Origin of the sequence: Chlamydia felis Fe/C-56 (assembly GCF_000009945.1) — a bacterium.
In the GTDB taxonomy this organism is placed as follows: Bacteria; Chlamydiota; Chlamydiia; order Chlamydiales; family Chlamydiaceae; genus Chlamydia; species Chlamydia felis.
This window is the reverse complement of record NC_007899.1, coordinates 703342-719392: the sequence shown is the minus strand read 5'-3', so window position 1 is coordinate 719392 and position 16051 is coordinate 703342. Positions and strand designations below refer to the sequence as shown.

Sequence of the window (16051 nt, the reverse complement as noted above, 5' to 3'; positions counted from 1 at the left end):
AATTTTACGAGAATTGGTATGGCAAAGATAGCTTTTTCTGAAAGAGCGAAGAAATTTCCTGTAGAAAAGTTAAAACAATGGTTTATAGATAATAAGCGCAGCTTCCCCTGGAGGGATGATCCTTCACCTTATAATGTCTGGGTTTCTGAGGTTATGCTCCAGCAGACTCGAGCAGAGGTTGTTGTAAAGTATTTTCTTGAGTGGATGAAGAGATTCCCCACTATAGAATCTTTAGCTACAGCTAACGAAGAGGAAGTGATTAAGGCCTGGGAGGGTTTGGGTTATTATACTAGAGTTCGAAATCTTCTTCTTGGCGCGCGCATGGTTATGAAGGATTTTGGAGGCAAGCTGCCGGATGATCCCTTAGATTTAATGCAGATAAAGGGTTTGGGTCCTTATACGGTACACGCAATTTTGGCTTTTGCTTTTAAAAGAAGAACCGCTGCGGTCGATGGCAATGTGTTGCGTGTGATCAGTAGGGTCTTTTTGATAGATGCTTCCATAGATTTAGAATCTACAAAAACATGGATATTTAGAATTACTCTGTCTATTCTGCCGGTTAAAGATCCACAAGTAGTGGCTGAGGCTTTGATAGAACTAGGAGCTTGTGTTTGTAAACGTTCTCCTAAGTGCGAAATCTGTCCTTTGAATTCTGTTTGCGGAGCTTTTAAAGAGAAGAAACAAAAATCTCTTCCTATACGTCATGCTAGAAAAAAAGTCGTTTCTCTATTTCGCTGGGTAGCGATTATCCTTTATGAAGATTTTATTGTTCTTGAACAGAGAAAACCTGAGGAGATGATGGCGGGGTTGTATGAATTTCCCTATATCGAGGTCGGGTCTTTGGATGATCTTGCCGATATAAACGCACTTGTTCAAGAAATGGAATGTTATGTAGGATCCTCGTTAATTTTTTGTGGAGAATTAGAAGAACAACGTCACTCCTTTACTCATTATAAGGTTCGTTTGATTCCAAAAATTTTCTACGCTAGATCTAAACCAAAATCAGAGCTATTGTATCCCTTAAATACTATCGATTCTTTACCTTTTTCTTCTGGTCACAGGAAAATAAAGGATTGGTTGTTAGAGAATCCTTGTGTTATTTCTAATCCTGAACTTGTAAAGGTTTAAGTTCATGAAAAATATAAATTTTTCGCAATTGATAGAGCTTGTTAGAAAAAAGGTGACAGAGGGTGTCTGTCCTTGGACAGACAGCCAGGATTTCGATTCTATACTAAGTCATATCCATCAAGAGTGTCAGGAGCTTAGAGAAGCTGTTCATGAGGGACATTCTTTAGAGGCGGTCACTTCTGAAGCAGGAGATGTCCTTACTCTCGCACTATTGTTATGTTTTAAGATGGAATTCCTTGGGATGACATCTATAGACGCAATTATTGATGAGTCTCTTGCTAAAATGCGACGCCGTGCTCCTCATGTTTTTGATTCTAGTAAAACCATTTCTTATGAGGAGGCTAGAAAAGCGTGGGACCTGGCCAAACTTGAAGAAAAGAGCGAAAAGTAGAAAGTTTACTAACGGCTTTTCTCTTTAGTAAAATTCTCAGAGTATGATATGAAAGAGCGGTAAGTTGGGGACCTTTTAAGAGAAGAGGCCTACGAACCGGGTCAGGACTGGAAGGTAGCAGCCCTAAGAAGCGTTTTCTTTTGCTAGAAGAGTTTCTCCAACTTACTCTTTTTCTTTTCTGGTGTTTTATACAGACAACATTCCAATGTTTGTTACATTAAATAGTATATGCAATACTATGGGCGCAGCGATGTGGCGTTCTTTTTCATAAAGAAATCCCGTAAATAGAGAAAAAATTAAAAGAACAGGGACAAAGACTAAACTTCCCCAGGAATGCTCTACGTGAGTAAGAGCGAAGATTACTGATGAATAAAGAAGAGCGTAAATCCTATTCATTTTATTTTTCAGAAAGGTTTGCAGAAAACCTCTGAAGAATATCTCCTCAGCAATGGGGATCAAAATTCCTAAACTGAAAATAAACCCGTAATCGTACACTGTGGATGTTAGGGTGTCCTGAACTTCTTGAGTGAGAGTTTGTTCTTGAATGGCCTCTAAAGGTAAGATTAGTGTGAGCCCTTTATTAAGAACTGTACCAATAATTTGTGTAATGGGAATAACAATGATCCACATCCTTACGGCTGAAAATAACGCTTTTAAAAACGTTACCCCAGGTTTATTTCCAGAGTAAAACACGCTTCTTGTGATTTCAATGGGTAAGCCTAAAAGGTAAAAGATGAAGGCGCAGGCTAAAAATATCCCATGGAAAGAACGCCAAGAAATATCGGAATGAGATCCTGTAATAAGTGGAATTAATCCTGGAAGAAGCAAAAGAACAACCCCAACAAGAATATGTTTTAGCTGTAGTGGGGTTTTTTCTGAAGGTTTTGGCCAAGTAAAAAAGTTTCTTGAGGAAATAGCTGCTAAAGCTAGAAACACAAGAAAGAACAACCAGGAATGCATCATAAATTACGAATAATTAGCACAAACATAGCCTTCAACTCTAGCGACAATTTCTCGAAATAGACGCTGGTGCATCAGACCCATGGGAGTTGCTTCGAAATTTTTGGTTTGCCATCCGTAACGATGATAATCGCTAGTTGTGGTAGCTAGAGGTTGGCTAGATTCAATGATTTCCTGATAGATTAAGGAAACCTTATTGTGACGAATATCAAAAACACGTACACGCACAGAGGCTATGATAGAGTCTTGACCAGACATATCTTGTGATATTTTTTGCTCTAACAATTCCGTGGCCACGACAAATTCTGCAGGGAGAAACTCAGCTACCGCTTGAGGAGAAAATTCAGGAACCACAGGAGAATAAAATTGTGAGATGATTTGTGGTGATGCAGAATGTTTAATTAAGAATACTTTTTCAGAAGAATGGAATCTCTTTCCAATTTCCTGAGTAAACTCGGCTTGTAAATTCCATGGGAGAGCTTCTGAAACTTTGCCTGTACGGTAAAATACCGGCAACATAGCCACAACGCCTTTGGCCTTGCTTCCAGATTTGTAAAGTTTAGGATGATAACTCCCAGATGCTGGTAGAGAACAGCTAGTTAGGTTGATTGACATAAGTCCACAAGAAACTAATAAAAGTAGTTTTCGCATAATTGCTGTCCTTATATTAACGAATACGATGCGCCTGGGCATGTATTTTTTTACGTGCTAAATTTTTGTACAAGGATCCTTACTTTCTTTTGAATAGAGCGGACCTTTTGTTTTCAGTTAAGTTATAACAAAGAAAAAAATAAATAAAAACAAGTCTCGATTCAAAATCACTGCAAACTCTGAGCCAATTACCCCAGATTCCTTATTATTGTGACAGAGGGTTGGAAATTAACGAGCATCGCATACAGGCGCTATTCCCTTCTTTAGGAATTAATGTGCATCCTGGGATTAATAATGCTGGAGATGAGAATGCAAGAATAAAAAGGAACCATTTCATTGCCATACTTCCTTATACAGTCTTTTTCTACTGGCTCATAATGGCAAGAACGGTTTTATGCAAAATCTATTTATGCATTTGCTTAGAAGAGAATAAGGTTTTCTTGATGTATATAGGATTTAATCTAAAGGAATAGGGAATGCCCGCTGGGGGCGGGCAAAAAAGAAAAACTTAGACGGTGTCTCTAAGAACCTAGTCGATATCTTGAGTAGAGGTAGAGTCGTTAGTAATCTCGTGGTAGCTGTTAACTCCTTCTACTATATCTGATTTTTCTGCTTCTTCTGCTTCTTCTGCTTCTTCTGCTTCTTCTGTACCATTTTCAACACTTGTGGAATCAGTAATCTGCTGGGAAGCTTCTGGTTTGGTGGTGCTGGTGTCAATTTTGTCTTCTGGTTTGGTAAACCATGGTGCAATTTTACGATAGTATTTACTACATACCACTAGTGCAACAATAGAAAGAATAGCCGCAGCTATCGGAAGAATGCAAAGAATAGGACAACCAACTAAAGCACAGGCTACACCAATAGCGAATAGTAATACAGCTGCTACTAGCGCAATAATAGCTTGAGCCTTTACTTTGTTTGTTCTTTCTTTTGCTTCTAGAAGTAGAGCTTCGGCTGCTCTTACTGATACGCCTACAACAGGCAAATTTACACGGGAAGAATCAGGTGTGTGAGCAGGTTGTGAAGATGGAAATGTTACCATAATTTTTACCTTGATTAGTGTTGTTGTCAGACATACTAAAGGAAGGCTTAATATAAGTCTTTTACTTAGTGTAAGTTAGGGTGTTCGAAAAACCTTTTTCGGAGAGCGCATCTTCCGTTGAAAATATTTTTTAATATTTTAATAACCCTATGTGGTTAGGGAAGTTGGCGAAAGATGAGAATAGCATATTAGATTAATAGACTTTTTTCAAAGAATCATGAAATAGCAAGGAGCCGGAGAGAAGATCTCAGATTCCCTGCTATTCTCAATTTGATTTGGAGAGAGGTCTTAGTGTTGTCTAAGAAGTTCTGCTCCTAATCCCTCAGAAAAATCTTGTTCGGTATTTGCAAACCCTAGGAGCGGGCCTTTAGAAAGTAGGAAGGGAGGAGGTGTCGGGCGAGTTTTATAAATTGCTAGAAGCAGAACCACAGAAAGAACTAATGCGGCTACCGGGATGGCGTATAGAACAGGGAGCCCGGAAACAACAGCGGCCGCTATCCCAGCAGCTGTAATTAACGCAGCAGCAGCAACCGTAAGAATTGCGAGTGCTTTTGCCCTTTTTACCCCTTTTTCGTAGGACTGAGGAGAGAGAAACTTCTCCGGCTTCGCCACTACGCTGGGGGGTGTTGAAGATACTGGAGGTGGTGACATGTGCCTACCCAGACAAATTAAAAATTACTATGTCTATTATTTTAACATAAATTTGCTTTTAAGTGATTTATTTATGCTTATTTAAAATACTTTAGTTGTTTAGGGAAAGAATAAGAATATTCTATGGGCATTTCCCGATCCTTAACTACGACTACTGTTAAGCTTATGTGGGGATGTCTTTCGGAAAATTCTTGCAGGGCAACCACAAGAGCTGTTTTTGGGGAGTGTTTTAAGTAAAGACGGGCTTGGAGATTCTCGTCGTCAAGGCAGTCCTCTTGCATTGTCTCAGAGAATAGTAAGGGAATTTGGACCATAGTGGCTGGAATGTTTCCGGAAATAGCCTCTTCGAAACAGTTTGTATAGGTTTCTTTACATAGGAGAAAAGCCGCTACCGGATCATATTGGTCTAGGAGCGGAGGATTATATACATGGGAGAACCAGAAGGGGAGGCCGCTGTTTGGATAGTAGCTATCACCTTCTACAGATTCCCACCGGAATTTTATCGAGCAGGATCCGGGAGTTAAGGAGGGTTTACCATTTCTCGTCTGTTTTGCTTCTTCCCAACACCTAGTGCTTACAGTTCCGTAGAAGGGGTAGAGTTCCTCGAATGGGTCGTCCCCAGTCAAAGTCTCATCGGCGGGGTTTACCATAATTAATGTACACTCTGAAATAGTTCTCGGCTTGGTAATATCTCCCACAGTGGAGATTAGGATAATTCCTGGATTGCTATTTAGTCGCCACACGGTTTGTTGTATGCTAGATGGCTGGGGACGTATTTGGTGGGGAAGATTGCTCCAGCGCGACTCTGTCCATAGGGTTGATAATAGATTAGGATATTGAGGCATGGTGCTTGGTATTCTAGAAGAGTCTGTAATAGGGCTATTTTCTCTTAGATAGAGTTTTGGGTGGATAAAAGGAGTTTGCTGCTGTAGTAGAGCAGGTGCTGGGGACGCCGATTGTGTGTTTATACAGTCTAAGAGGCAAGATAGGACCGTCAAGCAAAAGAGCAAAGATAAAACTATGATCAGTGTTGCAGATGGGTAAATAATAGCGAGAGTAATTCCCGATAAGGTCAAAATTCCGGCAAGCCCGAGGATGCATGCGACAAAGATTTTTTCGTGCTTGGATAAAAGTTTAGCACAGTTTTTGGATGAATCAACAGGAGGTGTCGAAACTTCTGAGTTTGGTAGTGAGATCTGTATAGCGGACATTTTCGGTTCTAGATTGCTGTATGTTGTGTTATTTTACAGGTTTTATTTTGAAAGATTTTTGAATTTAATTAGGTTGTTTGTTTTGAAAATAATTATAACTTAATTATTTCTATTTTAGCTAATTAGTATTCGCTTGTGTGTGAAGAATCGGAAAAATCAAAATATAAAAATTTCTCTAAATATGGAGGTTTTGGTATATCCCGGAGAGAACTACTAGTTATAATTTTTTATTGATTGAACTGTTCAGTATCGGAAAGTCTCTAATTGTAGCCGTAAGTGATTTATAGTTTTCATGCAAAATACTGTAGATTTTGATTATTTTGGTTTAAGTGATATAGGGATGGTTCGCTCCAGAAATGAAGATTTTTGGCAGGTCAATCTTTACTCCAAGGCTGTAGCTATCGCAGATGGCATGGGGGGATGCTCGGGAGGAGACGTTGCTTCTCATGAAGCCATTTTTAGTTTAATGGAGCTTATTGATGCCAGGCAGTCTCAGCTGGCAGAGTTTAAGGACGATCGATACCGAGAGGCATTAAAGGTAATACTCTCTGAAGTTAATGGTTTGATTTATGAGCATGGACTTATGGATTCGCATCTTCAGGGGATGGGAACCACATTGAGTTTCATGCAATTTTTTCAGGAAAAAGCCTGGGTACTTCATGTGGGAGATAGTCGGATTTATCGTTTGCGCGGTGAAAAACTCTCTTGTTTGACCGAAGATCATTCTCTAGCAAATCAGTTGAAAAATCGTTATGGGCTTTCTAAACAATCGGATAAGATGTATCCTTATCGTCATATTCTGACTAATGTTTTGGGAAGTCGTCCCCAAGTTACCCCTGATATTCGGGATATTTCTTACGAGAAGGAAGACTTATTTGTTTTTTGCTCCGATGGCCTGACGAATATGGTTTCCGATGCAGATATGCGGGATATTTTACTTCAGACTACGACTTTAGAAGAAAGTGGGAATATACTAATTTCTCTAGCAAATAGTCGAGGGGGATCTGATAACGTTACCGTGGTGTTAGTCCGAATACAATAGTATCCGATTTAAGGAACTTTGTAATGATCTATTTGGATAATAATGCCATGGCCTCTCTAGAGCCTGGTCTTTTAGAATTTTTACAGCAACTTTTTCGCCAAGGTGTTTACGCTAATCCCTCGAGTGTGCATAGCGCTGGGAAAAAATCCCGAAAGCTAGTGCTGGAAACCACAGAATTAATTCAAAAGACCCTGTCTTTTTCTGGACAGGTAATTTACACTGCAAGTGCAACGGAAAGTTTAAATCTGGCCATTGCAAGTCTCCCAAAGGGAAGCCACGTCATTACTTGTAGTTGCGAACATCCCGCTATAATAGAACCTTTAAAAAACGCCCATCTTTCTGTGTCTTATTTAGATCCTAAACAGGGAAGTTGTGTGGTCTGCCCAGAGCAAATAGAAGCTGCTGTCACTCCTGCAACTACAGCAATTGTTTTAGGATGGGTAAATAGCGAAATTGGCGCAAGAATAGATATAGAGGCGATAGCGCATGTGGCCAAAGCGCACAATTTACAGTTCATTGTAGATGCAACAGCCATTATCGGTAGGGAGAAAGTAGCAGTTCCTAAGGGGGTCACCATGGTTGCCTTTAGTGGGCATAAATTTCATGCTCTTTCAGGAATAGGGGCTCTTCTTATCTCATCAGGAGTGAAGGTGGCTCCTTTGCTAAGAGGCGGGGGGCAGCAAGGGGGAATACGCTCTGGAACAGAGAACCTATGGGGAATTGCTTCGTTATACTATATCTTTAATCTTCTAGATAAAAAACAAGAAGAAATCTCAGAGAAAATTTTACGTTACCGTAATTATTTTGAGAAATGTCTGAAGGAGCATATTTCTGATATTAGCATTCATTGTGAGCATCAACCTCGTGTGAACAATGTTTCTGCTATAGCTTTTCCTCCATTAGAGGGCGAGGTGATGCAAATAGCTTTAGATATCGAAGGCGTAGCCTGTGGTTATGGATCAGCGTGCTCTTCTGGAGCTACTACAGCTTTTAAATCTTTAGTCTCGATGCAAGTAGATCAAGATATAGCTGCGGCTACGTTGCGATTTTCTTTCTCTCATTTACTCACTCAGGAAGACTTAGATTTAGCCCTAGAAAAAATCGTCAAGGTAATTACTCATTTAAAAAGTGCTTGGTAGACTTTATGAAAGTAGATTCTTAATGGAGACGCTTTTAATCCCGTATAACGACACTTCTTTAACCTCTAAAAGAAGGTTATCAGTAATTACAGAAGTCCCAATTTCCGCAGGAGTATCTAGCAACTGTAAAACTAGTTGGGCTAAGGTTTCTACCCCATAACGAGTTAGCTCAATTCCCAGTTCTTTTTGTAGATCCTTTAGGGGGGTATTTCCTGGAAATGTTCTTTCTATTACGGAAACCGTTTTCGGTTTTAGTTGAGCGATGTTAGATGTATTAAATAAGATGTTAAAAATCGCGCTTAAACTGAGGATCCCCATAGGTTCTCCAGAAGAATTCAAGACAACAGCAACGCTAGAGCGGTTATCTCGAAATTCTTTTAGTATACGAATCAATTTAGATTTCGCTGTAATGAACCATGGAGAATGGAGATTATGAATTAGAGAATCCTCAGGACTCTTATTCACAAAATCCTTGGGAAGAGCTATCCCTATCACATTTTTACGCACTTTATGATAGACAGGAATAAATTCCATGTCAGTGCTTTTAATCTTACGGCGTAAATCTTTAACATTTGCCGTAGAAGGCAACATCGTAACCTGATCTAAAGGTTGGCATACTTGCTCTGCAGATGTTGCGCTTAACGAAAAGATATTTGTCGCAATAACATTAAAATCTTGTTCTTCATGATGTGTTTCTAAGGCCTTTTGGAATTCATCACGACTTAATGTTGAGTTCAGCTTTTCTTTCTTTATTTTTAAAAGGTAGTAAATTCCCTCTGTGAGGCTGCCTATAAACTGAATTAAGGGATAAAAGAGATAGTGAGAGTAATACAAGATAGGAGCGCCCCAAAGAGCTAATCTCTCAGGAATTTTACGAGATATTGTTAAAGGCAGAAGTTCGGCAAAAATGACCACGAGAAAGATTTGCGTAAAAGGAGCATAGTCTGGAGAGAAACCTAGAGCTTTATAACAGTTCCTAGAAGATTCAGAACCCACTTGAAGAGTTATGTTCACACCAAGCATCACCGTTCCGAATAGACGATAAGGACGACGAATAAGGAAGTTAATATAGCGAGCTTTCTTATGATCTTTTGTTAGATAGTATTGCAGACGTACGCGGTTAAAAGAAACGCATGCCATTTCCATCATAGAATAAAATCCCTGAAGGACAATACATAGAAAATTAACCCCAAGCCAAAAGAAAGGAGAATCAGTCATGCATTTTCCTTATATAGACTCGGCGTATGCGATTGGGAGCCGCATCTAAAACTTGAAACATAAGATTCTTCCACATGAGCTTTGTTCCTGTGATTGGAATAGATTCCATTTGTTCCGTTAGCCATCCTCCTAAAGTTGCACTATTGGTATAGGTAGGAAGATTAATATTAAAAATCTCACTAAGATCACTTAGCTCTAAAGTTCCTGCTGCAATAATAACATCTTTCCCTGACATTGTATAAAGAACTTTTTCACTTCGTTGATCTATGATTTCTCCAGAAACAATTTCAAAAAGATCTTCTTGGGTAATCAATCCCTCAATGGACCCATACTCATCAATAATCATACCCAGAGTTTCATCTTCAGCTGCAAGATGGCATAAGGCTGTTTTTGCGGATATTGTCTCGGGCATGTAATAAGGTTTATTCAATAAGGGTAAAAGATCTTCTGAGGATTGTAAAGGTTTGCCATAAAGTAGCAAAGCCTTCGCAGTACAGATTCCTAGTAAATTTTGTAAATTATCATTGCATACAGGAACTCGAGAGCAGTGTTGCCTAGAAAATAAATCATAGAGATTGTCAAGAGGAGTTTGAATGTCGTAGAACAATACGTCCTGACGGGGTTTCATACGTTCTTTAACACTACAGTCGCTAAGCGATAAATAACCATACAACAAACGACTTTCTTCCTGGTTGACAACTCCGAAGTCCTTACAGCTTTGTAAAACTTCTTTCAATTCTTGAGGTTGGATAATATCTGTTTTCTGAGATGAAAGAATCCATTGAACAACATAGTTAATCCCGCTAATTGCCCAGTAAAGTAGCGGTCGAAGGACTTTCGTAAATACTAAAATGAGAGGCGCGACAAAAGAGGCTATTTGTGTGTTATAAGGTAAAGCTACTGCCTTAGGTAAAATTTCACAAAGAATAAGTGTAAGAGCTAAAGGGAAACCGACAATGATTAACCACGAAGCCTTATCTCCAACAAGTATAGCAACACAGTTTTGTATTCCAATATTTAATCCAATATCAAGAAAGATAAGCGTGATTAATAAATGGTGAGGATGAGAAAGTAACGAGGCTACTAACTGCTGTTTTTTATGCCTAGAGCGCTTATAATGAGAAATTAAAGATGTAGGCAGAGAGAAAAGTGCTATCTGTGATAATGAAACAAAACCAGAACACAAAGTGAAACAAATGATTAAAAAGATCAGTAGAGTAGAAATCATGCTCTTGTCTCAATCTGTGCTCTTCGATTCTATAACCGGAGAGAAACACACCTTAGTATAACCCTTAGGAATTAAACCCAGCCTACGAATCAAAGCAGATTCAATTACCGCAGGATTATCCCAATGTTGAATGTGCAAACGAAGTTCTTTCTGCTCTTCTTCAGCGCAAAGAATTTTGGCTTGAAGTTCTGATACACGATTTTTTAAACGCATCTCTTCTTGCTTTAGCTGATGAATAGCGCGATCATACGTAAACCCACTAATAAGCATGCAGAGGATTAACCACCAAGAATTAACCACGATTTCTTCTAAGAATCTCTGCCAGTGAACTTTTTGCATAGTAAAACTTTAAACAAAAGGAACGGTAATTCCTTGCTGTTTTTGGTACTTGCCTTTTCTTTCAGCATAAGAAACTTCGCACATCTCATCGGCTTCAAAGAATAAGACTTGCGCAATTCCCTCGTTAGCATAAATTTTTGCTGGCAAGGGAGTGGTATTGGAAATCTCTATGGTAACATACCCTTCCCACTCAGGTTCAAAAGGTGTTACATTAACAATAAGCCCGCAACGTGCATATGTGGACTTTCCTATACACATTGTTAAGACATTTCTTGGAATGCGAAAATACTCTACGCTATGCGCAAGAGCAAAAGAGTTCGGAGGAATGATACAAACGTCATCAGTAATCGAAATAAATGTATCTTCTGTAAAATGTTTGGGATCAACAAGAGAATTGTAAACGTTAGTAAAAACTTTAAATTCTCGAGACAAACGAAGATCATAACCATAGCTAGACAAACCGTAGCTAATTAATTTTTCTCCCGTTTCAGCGTCTATATTTACTTGACCATCAGCAAAAGGCTCGATCATTCCATGAGTTTGTGCCATTTTGCGGATCCATTTATCTTCTTTAATGCTCATTTAGAAACCTTAGTCGTTAGATTCTATAGAACGTTTTCTTAGTATCTTGAATTTATAGAAACTGCGATTTTTCGCCATACTTGAAATGCAGTTTTCTATAAGGTAATAGAATACATCTTTATGCCGGTATATGCAAATATATAAAAATTCAAAAGTTATTGAATTTTGAAGCAAAATACCCGGTCTTTCTAAAGAGAAGGACTTTGTATGTAATGTGATTCTACATCGATGTTAGATAATGCTATAAGAAAAAGGCAAATCTTATTTTCTTAAGATTTTTTTAATTACCTGTAACGATTAACTCTTGTCTTATAAGTTTACTTTGTTTCGAGAGAGTTTTTTTAATTAGTTTTTTTCTAGATTACTTAAGTTTATTATTCTCATTTTTTTCATGGATGAGTTGTATTGACTCTATAGAATTCGCTTGGGTATAACGACATTTCTTGTGGTAACGAAACACACTGTGCAATTTCAAAAAAAAGAAAAGCAAAACTTGTCTGAAAGATTACTTCAAAAAGATGGTAATAACCGAGTGAATGTAAATTTCTTAGAAGACAGAAATTCCTATCCTTTGTGAGACTATGGAAAATGCGGTAACATATGACACATCAGGTATCTGTCTTACATCAAGATAAAAAGTTCGATATCGCTTTAAGGCCTAAAGGATTGAGGGAGTTCTGTGGTCAGGCGCAGCTTACAGAACGGCTAGAATTATTTCTTAGTGCCGCTTTGCAAAGAGGAGAAGTTCCCGGACACTGTCTTTTTTTTGGTCCTCCCGGACTAGGTAAAACCTCGCTAGCCCATATCGTTGCTCGTACCGTGGGAAAAGGGCTTGTTGTTGCTTCGGGACCTCAACTTGTTAAACCTTCTGATCTGTTGGGGTTGCTCACGAGTTTGCAAGAAGGGGACGTTTTCTTCATTGATGAAATTCATCGTATGGGAAAAGTGGCTGAAGAGTATTTATATTCCGCAATGGAAGATTATAAGATTGATATTACCATTGACTCTGGTCCCGGTGCGCGTTCTATTTCTGTAGATCTTGCTCCGTTTAGTTTAGTTGGAGCAACTACACGTTCTGGGATGTTAAGCGAGCCTTTGCGTGCACGTTTTTCTTTTTCTGGTAGGGTGTCGTATTATTCCGACGAAGATCTGGCAACTATTCTTAAACGATCTTCTAATTTATTGGGAATTGATGCAGATGCAGCAGCGTTATATGAAATTGCTCGAAGATCTAGAGGGACACCTAGATTAGCCAATAACCTTTTGCGCTGGGTGCGCGATTTTGCTCAGATGCGTGAGGGGAATCGGATTAATAGTGACGTAGCCGAAAAAGCTTTGTCTATGCTATTAATAGATGATTGGGGGTTAAATGAGATTGATATTAAACTCCTCACCACAATAATAGACTATTATCAGGGTGGCCCTGTGGGAATCAAAACTTTATCAGTGGCCGTCGGAGAGGATATCAAAACCCTAGAAGATGTGTACGAACCTTTCTTGATTTTAAAAGGCCTATTAAAGAAAACATCTCGAGGAAGAATGGTTACTCAACTTGCGTATAATCATTTGAAAAGATGTTCTGATAACTTACAGATTTTAGGAGAAGAAAAGTGAAGATATTGAAGTGCATCCTTTTAGGACTTTCCTTCAGTATGAGTGTGGCCGGATACACAGAAGTTAAGGTTTCTGATACTTTTATGGTTCAACCTATTGTTTCCGAACCTAAAATTCGTGTTCTTCTTCTGAAAGAATGTACGACAGCTTTGGTAGAAGCTAAAGGCCCTTATCGTCTCTATGGTGATAATGTATTGTTACAGCAATCGCCTCAAGGTTTGCGTTGTGCAGCACACGCTCTTTATGGTGGAGTTCGCTGGGGAGAAAATTTTCCTGGGATTCAGTGTTTGAAAATAGAACCCATCGATGATTCTGCATCTTTATTTGTGAATGGCCTCCAATATAAGGGAGCTCTGTACATTCATAAGACGGATAAACATTGTATTGTTGTAACTAACGAACTGACTGTTGAAGAGTATCTCAAATCTATTCTCTCTACAAAATACCTCAGAGAGTTAGATAAAGAAGCTTTGTCTGCCTGTGTAATTTTAGAAAGAACAGCTTTATATGAAAGGCTTCTGGCTAAAAATCCTCAAAACTTCTGGCACGTTACAGGAGATGAAGATAATTACTCGGGCTATGGAGCCACTAGACAATTCTATGGTGTTGAAGATGCTGTAGATTGGACTGCTCGATTGGTCGTTGATAATCCCGAAGGATTAATCATTGATGCTGATGGTTTGCTTAAAGCTAATGTAGATCGTCTTGCTATCGAGGGGTATAACGCGCGCCAAATCCTAGAAAAATTCTATAAAGATGCTGATTTCGTTGTTATAGAGTCCTGGAGTGAAGAAACTCATGAAATTAGTTAGAGTGACTTGCATAACTAATAGCTACTAGCATCATATAAGAGTCTAAAGTGGTTGTTTCTGATAGGCTTTGCGATGCGAAGCCTGAAGAGCTGTCCGCAATTTTTTGATAGGGAAGAAAGTTCTCTCGTAGTTTTGGTAGGGTGAACTGGACTGACCCTTCTCCTGCATGAAACGCTGTGAATAAACTATAATTTTTGTATTTAAGTTCATAGGCTAAAAATTTGCTGGGGTTCCACTGTATGGGAGTCGCATTCGCATCAAGCCAAGTAATATTTTCTTGGGTGAGAAATCCTTGATTGAAGATTTCCTGATGCTGTTTTCTAAAGCGAATAGCGCTACGAACAAAATTTACAAGAGAAGTATTTTTATATAGTTCATCCCAAAGGAAGTGATTGGCACGGGTGTCTAATGCCCAACGATTGTTATTTCCTTTTGCTGTATGGCCATATTCATCTCCAGATTGCAACATAGGAATTCCTTGAGACAGGAATAGAGTTAATAAGAAATTACGCATCTGACGTTGGCGTAATTCAATGATTTTAGGATTCTGTGTTTCTCCTTCTTCTCCAAAATTATAACTATAGTTCGCATCGCTTCCGTCGTGATTATCCTCGCCATTTTCCTCGTTGTGTTTGTTGTTATAGGAGACTGTATCATACAGAGTAAATCCGTCATGGCTACAAATATAGTTAATTGAATTACACGGAGAACCTTGGGGATAGAGATCTTGGGATCCTGAAATTCTTGTGGCAAAAGATCCAATAAGATGTTCATTTCCGTTTAAAAAGGACTTTACTGTATCGCGATATGGTCCGTTCCACTCACTCCAACGTGGGTTTAAGGTGGGGAAATATCCTACTTGATAAAGACCCGAGGCATCCCAAGGCTCAGCGATAATTTTTGTTTCAGAAAGTATGGGATCATAGCTAATGGTGTGTAGAATAGGAGAGAAGGGAACGGGATTCCCTAAAGGATCTCGAGAGAATATAGAAGTAAGATCAAAGCGAAAACCGTCTACGTGCATTTCCTGAACCCAGTAGCGTAAAGAGTCCAAAATCCATTGTGTTGTAGGCGTGTGATTGGTATTCACTGTATTGCCGCATCCTGAATAGTTAGCTAGCTCCCCTTGAGAATTTATCATGTAGTAAGAGGGAAGATCTATCCATGGTAGGGGACAGGTGGTGTTTTCTCCAGTATGATTGAAAACAACATCAAGTATTATCTCAATGCCTTCTTGATGTAAAGCTTTGACTAGAGTTTTAAATTCTCTGATTGGGGCGCAGGGATCTGAACCGTAGGCATAACGTCGACAGGGAGAAAAAAAGTTTACAGAAGAATATCCCCAATAATTGCAAAGATATGGGTAATCGGCCCTTGGAAAAGGATGAGATGTTTCATCGAATTCGAAAATAGGGAGAAGCTCTATAGCGGTAATTCCAAGTTTTTTCAGATAATCTATTTTTTCAATGATTCCTAAGAAAGTTCCCGGATAACGCACTTTTGAAGAATTATTCCAAGTAAATGAACGCACATGCATTTCATAAATGATTGATTCTTCTTTAGGTAAATTAAGACAGCGATCTCCTTCCCAAGAAAACTCTTCATTTTTTAAATAACTAAAGGCATAGTCTCCAGAAGTTTTTGTAGAGCCAAAAGTTTGAGGAGAACGAAGGTTTTTTGCATAAGGATCGGAAAGGTATTTGTTAAAATCAAACTTAGTTGTTTCGCTTATAGGGCCATCTACACGAAAAGCATAAGACCATTGATCTGAAATCCCTTCTACTTCTACATGCCAAATAGCTCCTGTGCGGTTTTCTTTGTTGGACAATGCAATTTCTTGGATGCGAAAATTCTTGTCAGCAAGAACCAAAACTACTTGAGTGGCTTGTGAAGAAAATAGCGCAAAACGATAACGACTAGAAGAAAGCTGAGTTGCTCCCAAAGGTAGCGGAGAACCTGGATAAAAGCTGATTTTGCCCATCGCTAAACCGATAGCATAAAAGGTTGAGAAAAACAAGAAAGTTTTTGATTTTAAGTCTTTGA

Annotated in this window: 17 protein-coding genes and 1 other RNA gene; 7 read left to right on the top strand and 11 right to left on the bottom strand. The window is 38.9% G+C overall.

The window, feature by feature from the left end; all coding sequences use genetic code 11:
- Positions 1-18: 18 nt before the first annotated feature.
- The 3 genes from mutY to ffs all read left to right on the top strand — a co-directional run bounded on the left by mutY (position 19) and on the right by ffs (position 1683).
- On the top strand, positions 19-1128 hold the full coding sequence (gene mutY, locus CF_RS03115) for an A/G-specific adenine glycosylase (protein WP_011458168.1): 1110 nt from the start codon (positions 19-21) through the stop codon (positions 1126-1128).
- A gap of 4 nt (positions 1129-1132) precedes the next feature.
- Entirely contained in the window at positions 1133-1519 is a 387-nt protein-coding gene (locus CF_RS03110; protein WP_011458167.1) for a MazG nucleotide pyrophosphohydrolase domain-containing protein, read from the top strand.
- 63 nt (positions 1520-1582) lie between these two features.
- Positions 1583-1683: signal recognition particle sRNA small type (ffs, locus tag CF_RS05165), an RNA gene on the top strand.
- Positions 1684-1705: 22 nt separating this feature from the next.
- Here the strand turns inward: ffs and CF_RS03105 are convergent.
- The 6 genes from CF_RS03105 to CF_RS03080 all read right to left on the bottom strand — a co-directional run bounded on the left by CF_RS03105 (position 1706) and on the right by CF_RS03080 (position 6034).
- The gene (locus CF_RS03105; RefSeq protein ID WP_011458166.1) at positions 1706-2482 is read right to left on the bottom strand and encodes a CPBP family intramembrane glutamic endopeptidase; all 777 of its coding nucleotides are present in this window, start codon (positions 2480-2482) and stop codon (positions 1706-1708) included.
- A 3-nt stretch (positions 2483-2485) separates the two neighbouring features.
- Positions 2486-3130, bottom strand: coding sequence for a CT253 family lipoprotein (locus CF_RS03100; RefSeq protein ID WP_041467986.1), 645 nt, complete (start codon positions 3128-3130; stop codon positions 2486-2488).
- A gap of 205 nt (positions 3131-3335) precedes the next feature.
- Positions 3336-3467: a hypothetical protein gene (locus CF_RS05320; protein ID WP_269763304.1), complete on the bottom strand. Its 132-nt coding sequence runs from the start codon at positions 3465-3467 to the stop codon at positions 3336-3338.
- 192 nt (positions 3468-3659) lie between these two features.
- A complete protein-coding gene (locus CF_RS03090) occupies positions 3660-4172 on the bottom strand; it encodes a hypothetical protein (protein ID WP_011458163.1) in 513 nt (170 codons plus the stop codon).
- 288 nt (positions 4173-4460) lie between these two features.
- The gene (locus CF_RS03085) at positions 4461-4823 is read right to left on the bottom strand and encodes a hypothetical protein (RefSeq protein ID WP_011458162.1); all 363 of its coding nucleotides are present in this window, start codon (positions 4821-4823) and stop codon (positions 4461-4463) included.
- A gap of 77 nt (positions 4824-4900) precedes the next feature.
- On the bottom strand, positions 4901-6034 hold the full coding sequence (locus CF_RS03080; RefSeq protein WP_011458161.1) for a hypothetical protein: 1134 nt from the start codon (positions 6032-6034) through the stop codon (positions 4901-4903).
- 292 nt (positions 6035-6326) lie between these two features.
- Here CF_RS03080 and CF_RS03075 point away from each other — a divergent pair, with 292 nt between their 5' ends.
- Both CF_RS03075 and CF_RS03070 read left to right on the top strand, forming a co-directional pair.
- The gene (locus tag CF_RS03075) at positions 6327-7076 is read left to right on the top strand and encodes a PP2C family protein-serine/threonine phosphatase (protein WP_011458160.1); all 750 of its coding nucleotides are present in this window, start codon (positions 6327-6329) and stop codon (positions 7074-7076) included.
- Positions 7077-7099: 23 nt separating this feature from the next.
- Positions 7100-8215: a cysteine desulfurase family protein gene (locus CF_RS03070; protein ID WP_011458159.1), complete on the top strand. Its 1116-nt coding sequence runs from the start codon at positions 7100-7102 to the stop codon at positions 8213-8215.
- A gap of 3 nt (positions 8216-8218) precedes the next feature.
- Here the strand turns inward: CF_RS03070 and CF_RS03065 are convergent, their stop codons facing one another.
- Genes CF_RS03065 through dcd form a run of 4 tightly spaced genes read right to left on the bottom strand, consistent with a single transcriptional unit; the run spans position 8219 to position 11582 of the window.
- Positions 8219-9433, bottom strand: a complete 1215-nt coding sequence (locus CF_RS03065) for a CNNM domain-containing protein (RefSeq protein WP_011458158.1) — start codon at positions 9431-9433, stop codon at positions 8219-8221.
- Positions 9426-10661 carry a hemolysin family protein gene (locus tag CF_RS03060; RefSeq protein WP_011458157.1) on the bottom strand — a complete coding sequence of 412 codons (1236 nt, stop codon included), beginning with the start codon at positions 10659-10661 and terminating at the stop codon, positions 9426-9428. Before CF_RS03060 ends, CF_RS03065 begins: the two co-directional genes overlap by 8 nt.
- A gap of 9 nt (positions 10662-10670) precedes the next feature.
- Positions 10671-11000 carry a hypothetical protein gene (locus CF_RS03055; protein WP_011458156.1) on the bottom strand — a complete coding sequence of 110 codons (330 nt, stop codon included), beginning with the start codon at positions 10998-11000 and terminating at the stop codon, positions 10671-10673.
- 9 nt (positions 11001-11009) lie between these two features.
- Positions 11010-11582: a dCTP deaminase gene (gene dcd / locus CF_RS03050; RefSeq protein WP_011458155.1), complete on the bottom strand. Its 573-nt coding sequence runs from the start codon at positions 11580-11582 to the stop codon at positions 11010-11012.
- Between the two features lie 600 nt (positions 11583-12182).
- Here dcd and ruvB point away from each other — a divergent pair.
- Together ruvB and CF_RS03040 are read left to right on the top strand one after the other, a co-directional pair.
- Positions 12183-13196 (top strand): Holliday junction branch migration DNA helicase RuvB, encoded by a 1014-nt coding sequence (gene ruvB / locus CF_RS03045; protein WP_011458154.1) that lies wholly within the window; start codon positions 12183-12185, stop codon positions 13194-13196.
- A complete protein-coding gene (locus CF_RS03040; RefSeq protein WP_041467983.1) occupies positions 13193-14008 on the top strand; it encodes a SpoIID/LytB domain-containing protein in 816 nt (271 codons plus the stop codon). The genes ruvB and CF_RS03040 overlap by 4 nt, the downstream gene beginning before the upstream one ends.
- On the opposite strand, the gene CF_RS03035 is transcribed toward CF_RS03040, so the two are convergent.
- Positions 14001-15989 carry a glycogen debranching protein gene (locus CF_RS03035; protein WP_011458152.1) on the bottom strand — a complete coding sequence of 663 codons (1989 nt, stop codon included), beginning with the start codon at positions 15987-15989 and terminating at the stop codon, positions 14001-14003. The two genes, CF_RS03040 and CF_RS03035, sit on opposite strands and share 8 nt — an antisense overlap.
- Positions 15990-16051 lie beyond the last annotated feature (62 nt).

Coding starts and splice junctions, on each gene's coding strand:
- mutY (WP_011458168.1), top strand. CDS start 19: ATGGCAAAGATAGCTTTTTCTGAAAGAGCGAAGAAATTTCCTGTAGAA.
- CF_RS03110 (WP_011458167.1), top strand. CDS start 1,133: ATGAAAAATATAAATTTTTCGCAATTGATAGAGCTTGTTAGAAAAAAG.
- CF_RS03105 (WP_011458166.1), bottom strand. CDS start 2,482: ATGATGCATTCCTGGTTGTTCTTTCTTGTGTTTCTAGCTTTAGCAGCT.
- CF_RS03100 (WP_041467986.1), bottom strand. CDS start 3,130: ATGCGAAAACTACTTTTATTAGTTTCTTGTGGACTTATGTCAATCAAC.
- CF_RS05320 (WP_269763304.1), bottom strand. CDS start 3,467: ATGAAATGGTTCCTTTTTATTCTTGCATTCTCATCTCCAGCATTATTA.
- CF_RS03090 (WP_011458163.1), bottom strand. CDS start 4,172: ATGGTAACATTTCCATCTTCACAACCTGCTCACACACCTGATTCTTCC.
- CF_RS03085 (WP_011458162.1), bottom strand. CDS start 4,823: ATGTCACCACCTCCAGTATCTTCAACACCCCCCAGCGTAGTGGCGAAG.
- CF_RS03080 (WP_011458161.1), bottom strand. CDS start 6,034: ATGTCCGCTATACAGATCTCACTACCAAACTCAGAAGTTTCGACACCT.
- CF_RS03075 (WP_011458160.1), top strand. CDS start 6,327: ATGCAAAATACTGTAGATTTTGATTATTTTGGTTTAAGTGATATAGGG.
- CF_RS03070 (WP_011458159.1), top strand. CDS start 7,100: ATGATCTATTTGGATAATAATGCCATGGCCTCTCTAGAGCCTGGTCTT.
- CF_RS03065 (WP_011458158.1), bottom strand. CDS start 9,433: ATGACTGATTCTCCTTTCTTTTGGCTTGGGGTTAATTTTCTATGTATT.
- CF_RS03060 (WP_011458157.1), bottom strand. CDS start 10,661: ATGATTTCTACTCTACTGATCTTTTTAATCATTTGTTTCACTTTGTGT.
- CF_RS03055 (WP_011458156.1), bottom strand. CDS start 11,000: ATGCAAAAAGTTCACTGGCAGAGATTCTTAGAAGAAATCGTGGTTAAT.
- dcd (WP_011458155.1), bottom strand. CDS start 11,582: ATGAGCATTAAAGAAGATAAATGGATCCGCAAAATGGCACAAACTCAT.
- ruvB (WP_011458154.1), top strand. CDS start 12,183: ATGACACATCAGGTATCTGTCTTACATCAAGATAAAAAGTTCGATATC.
- CF_RS03035 (WP_011458152.1), bottom strand. CDS start 15,989: ATGGGCAAAATCAGCTTTTATCCAGGTTCTCCGCTACCTTTGGGAGCA.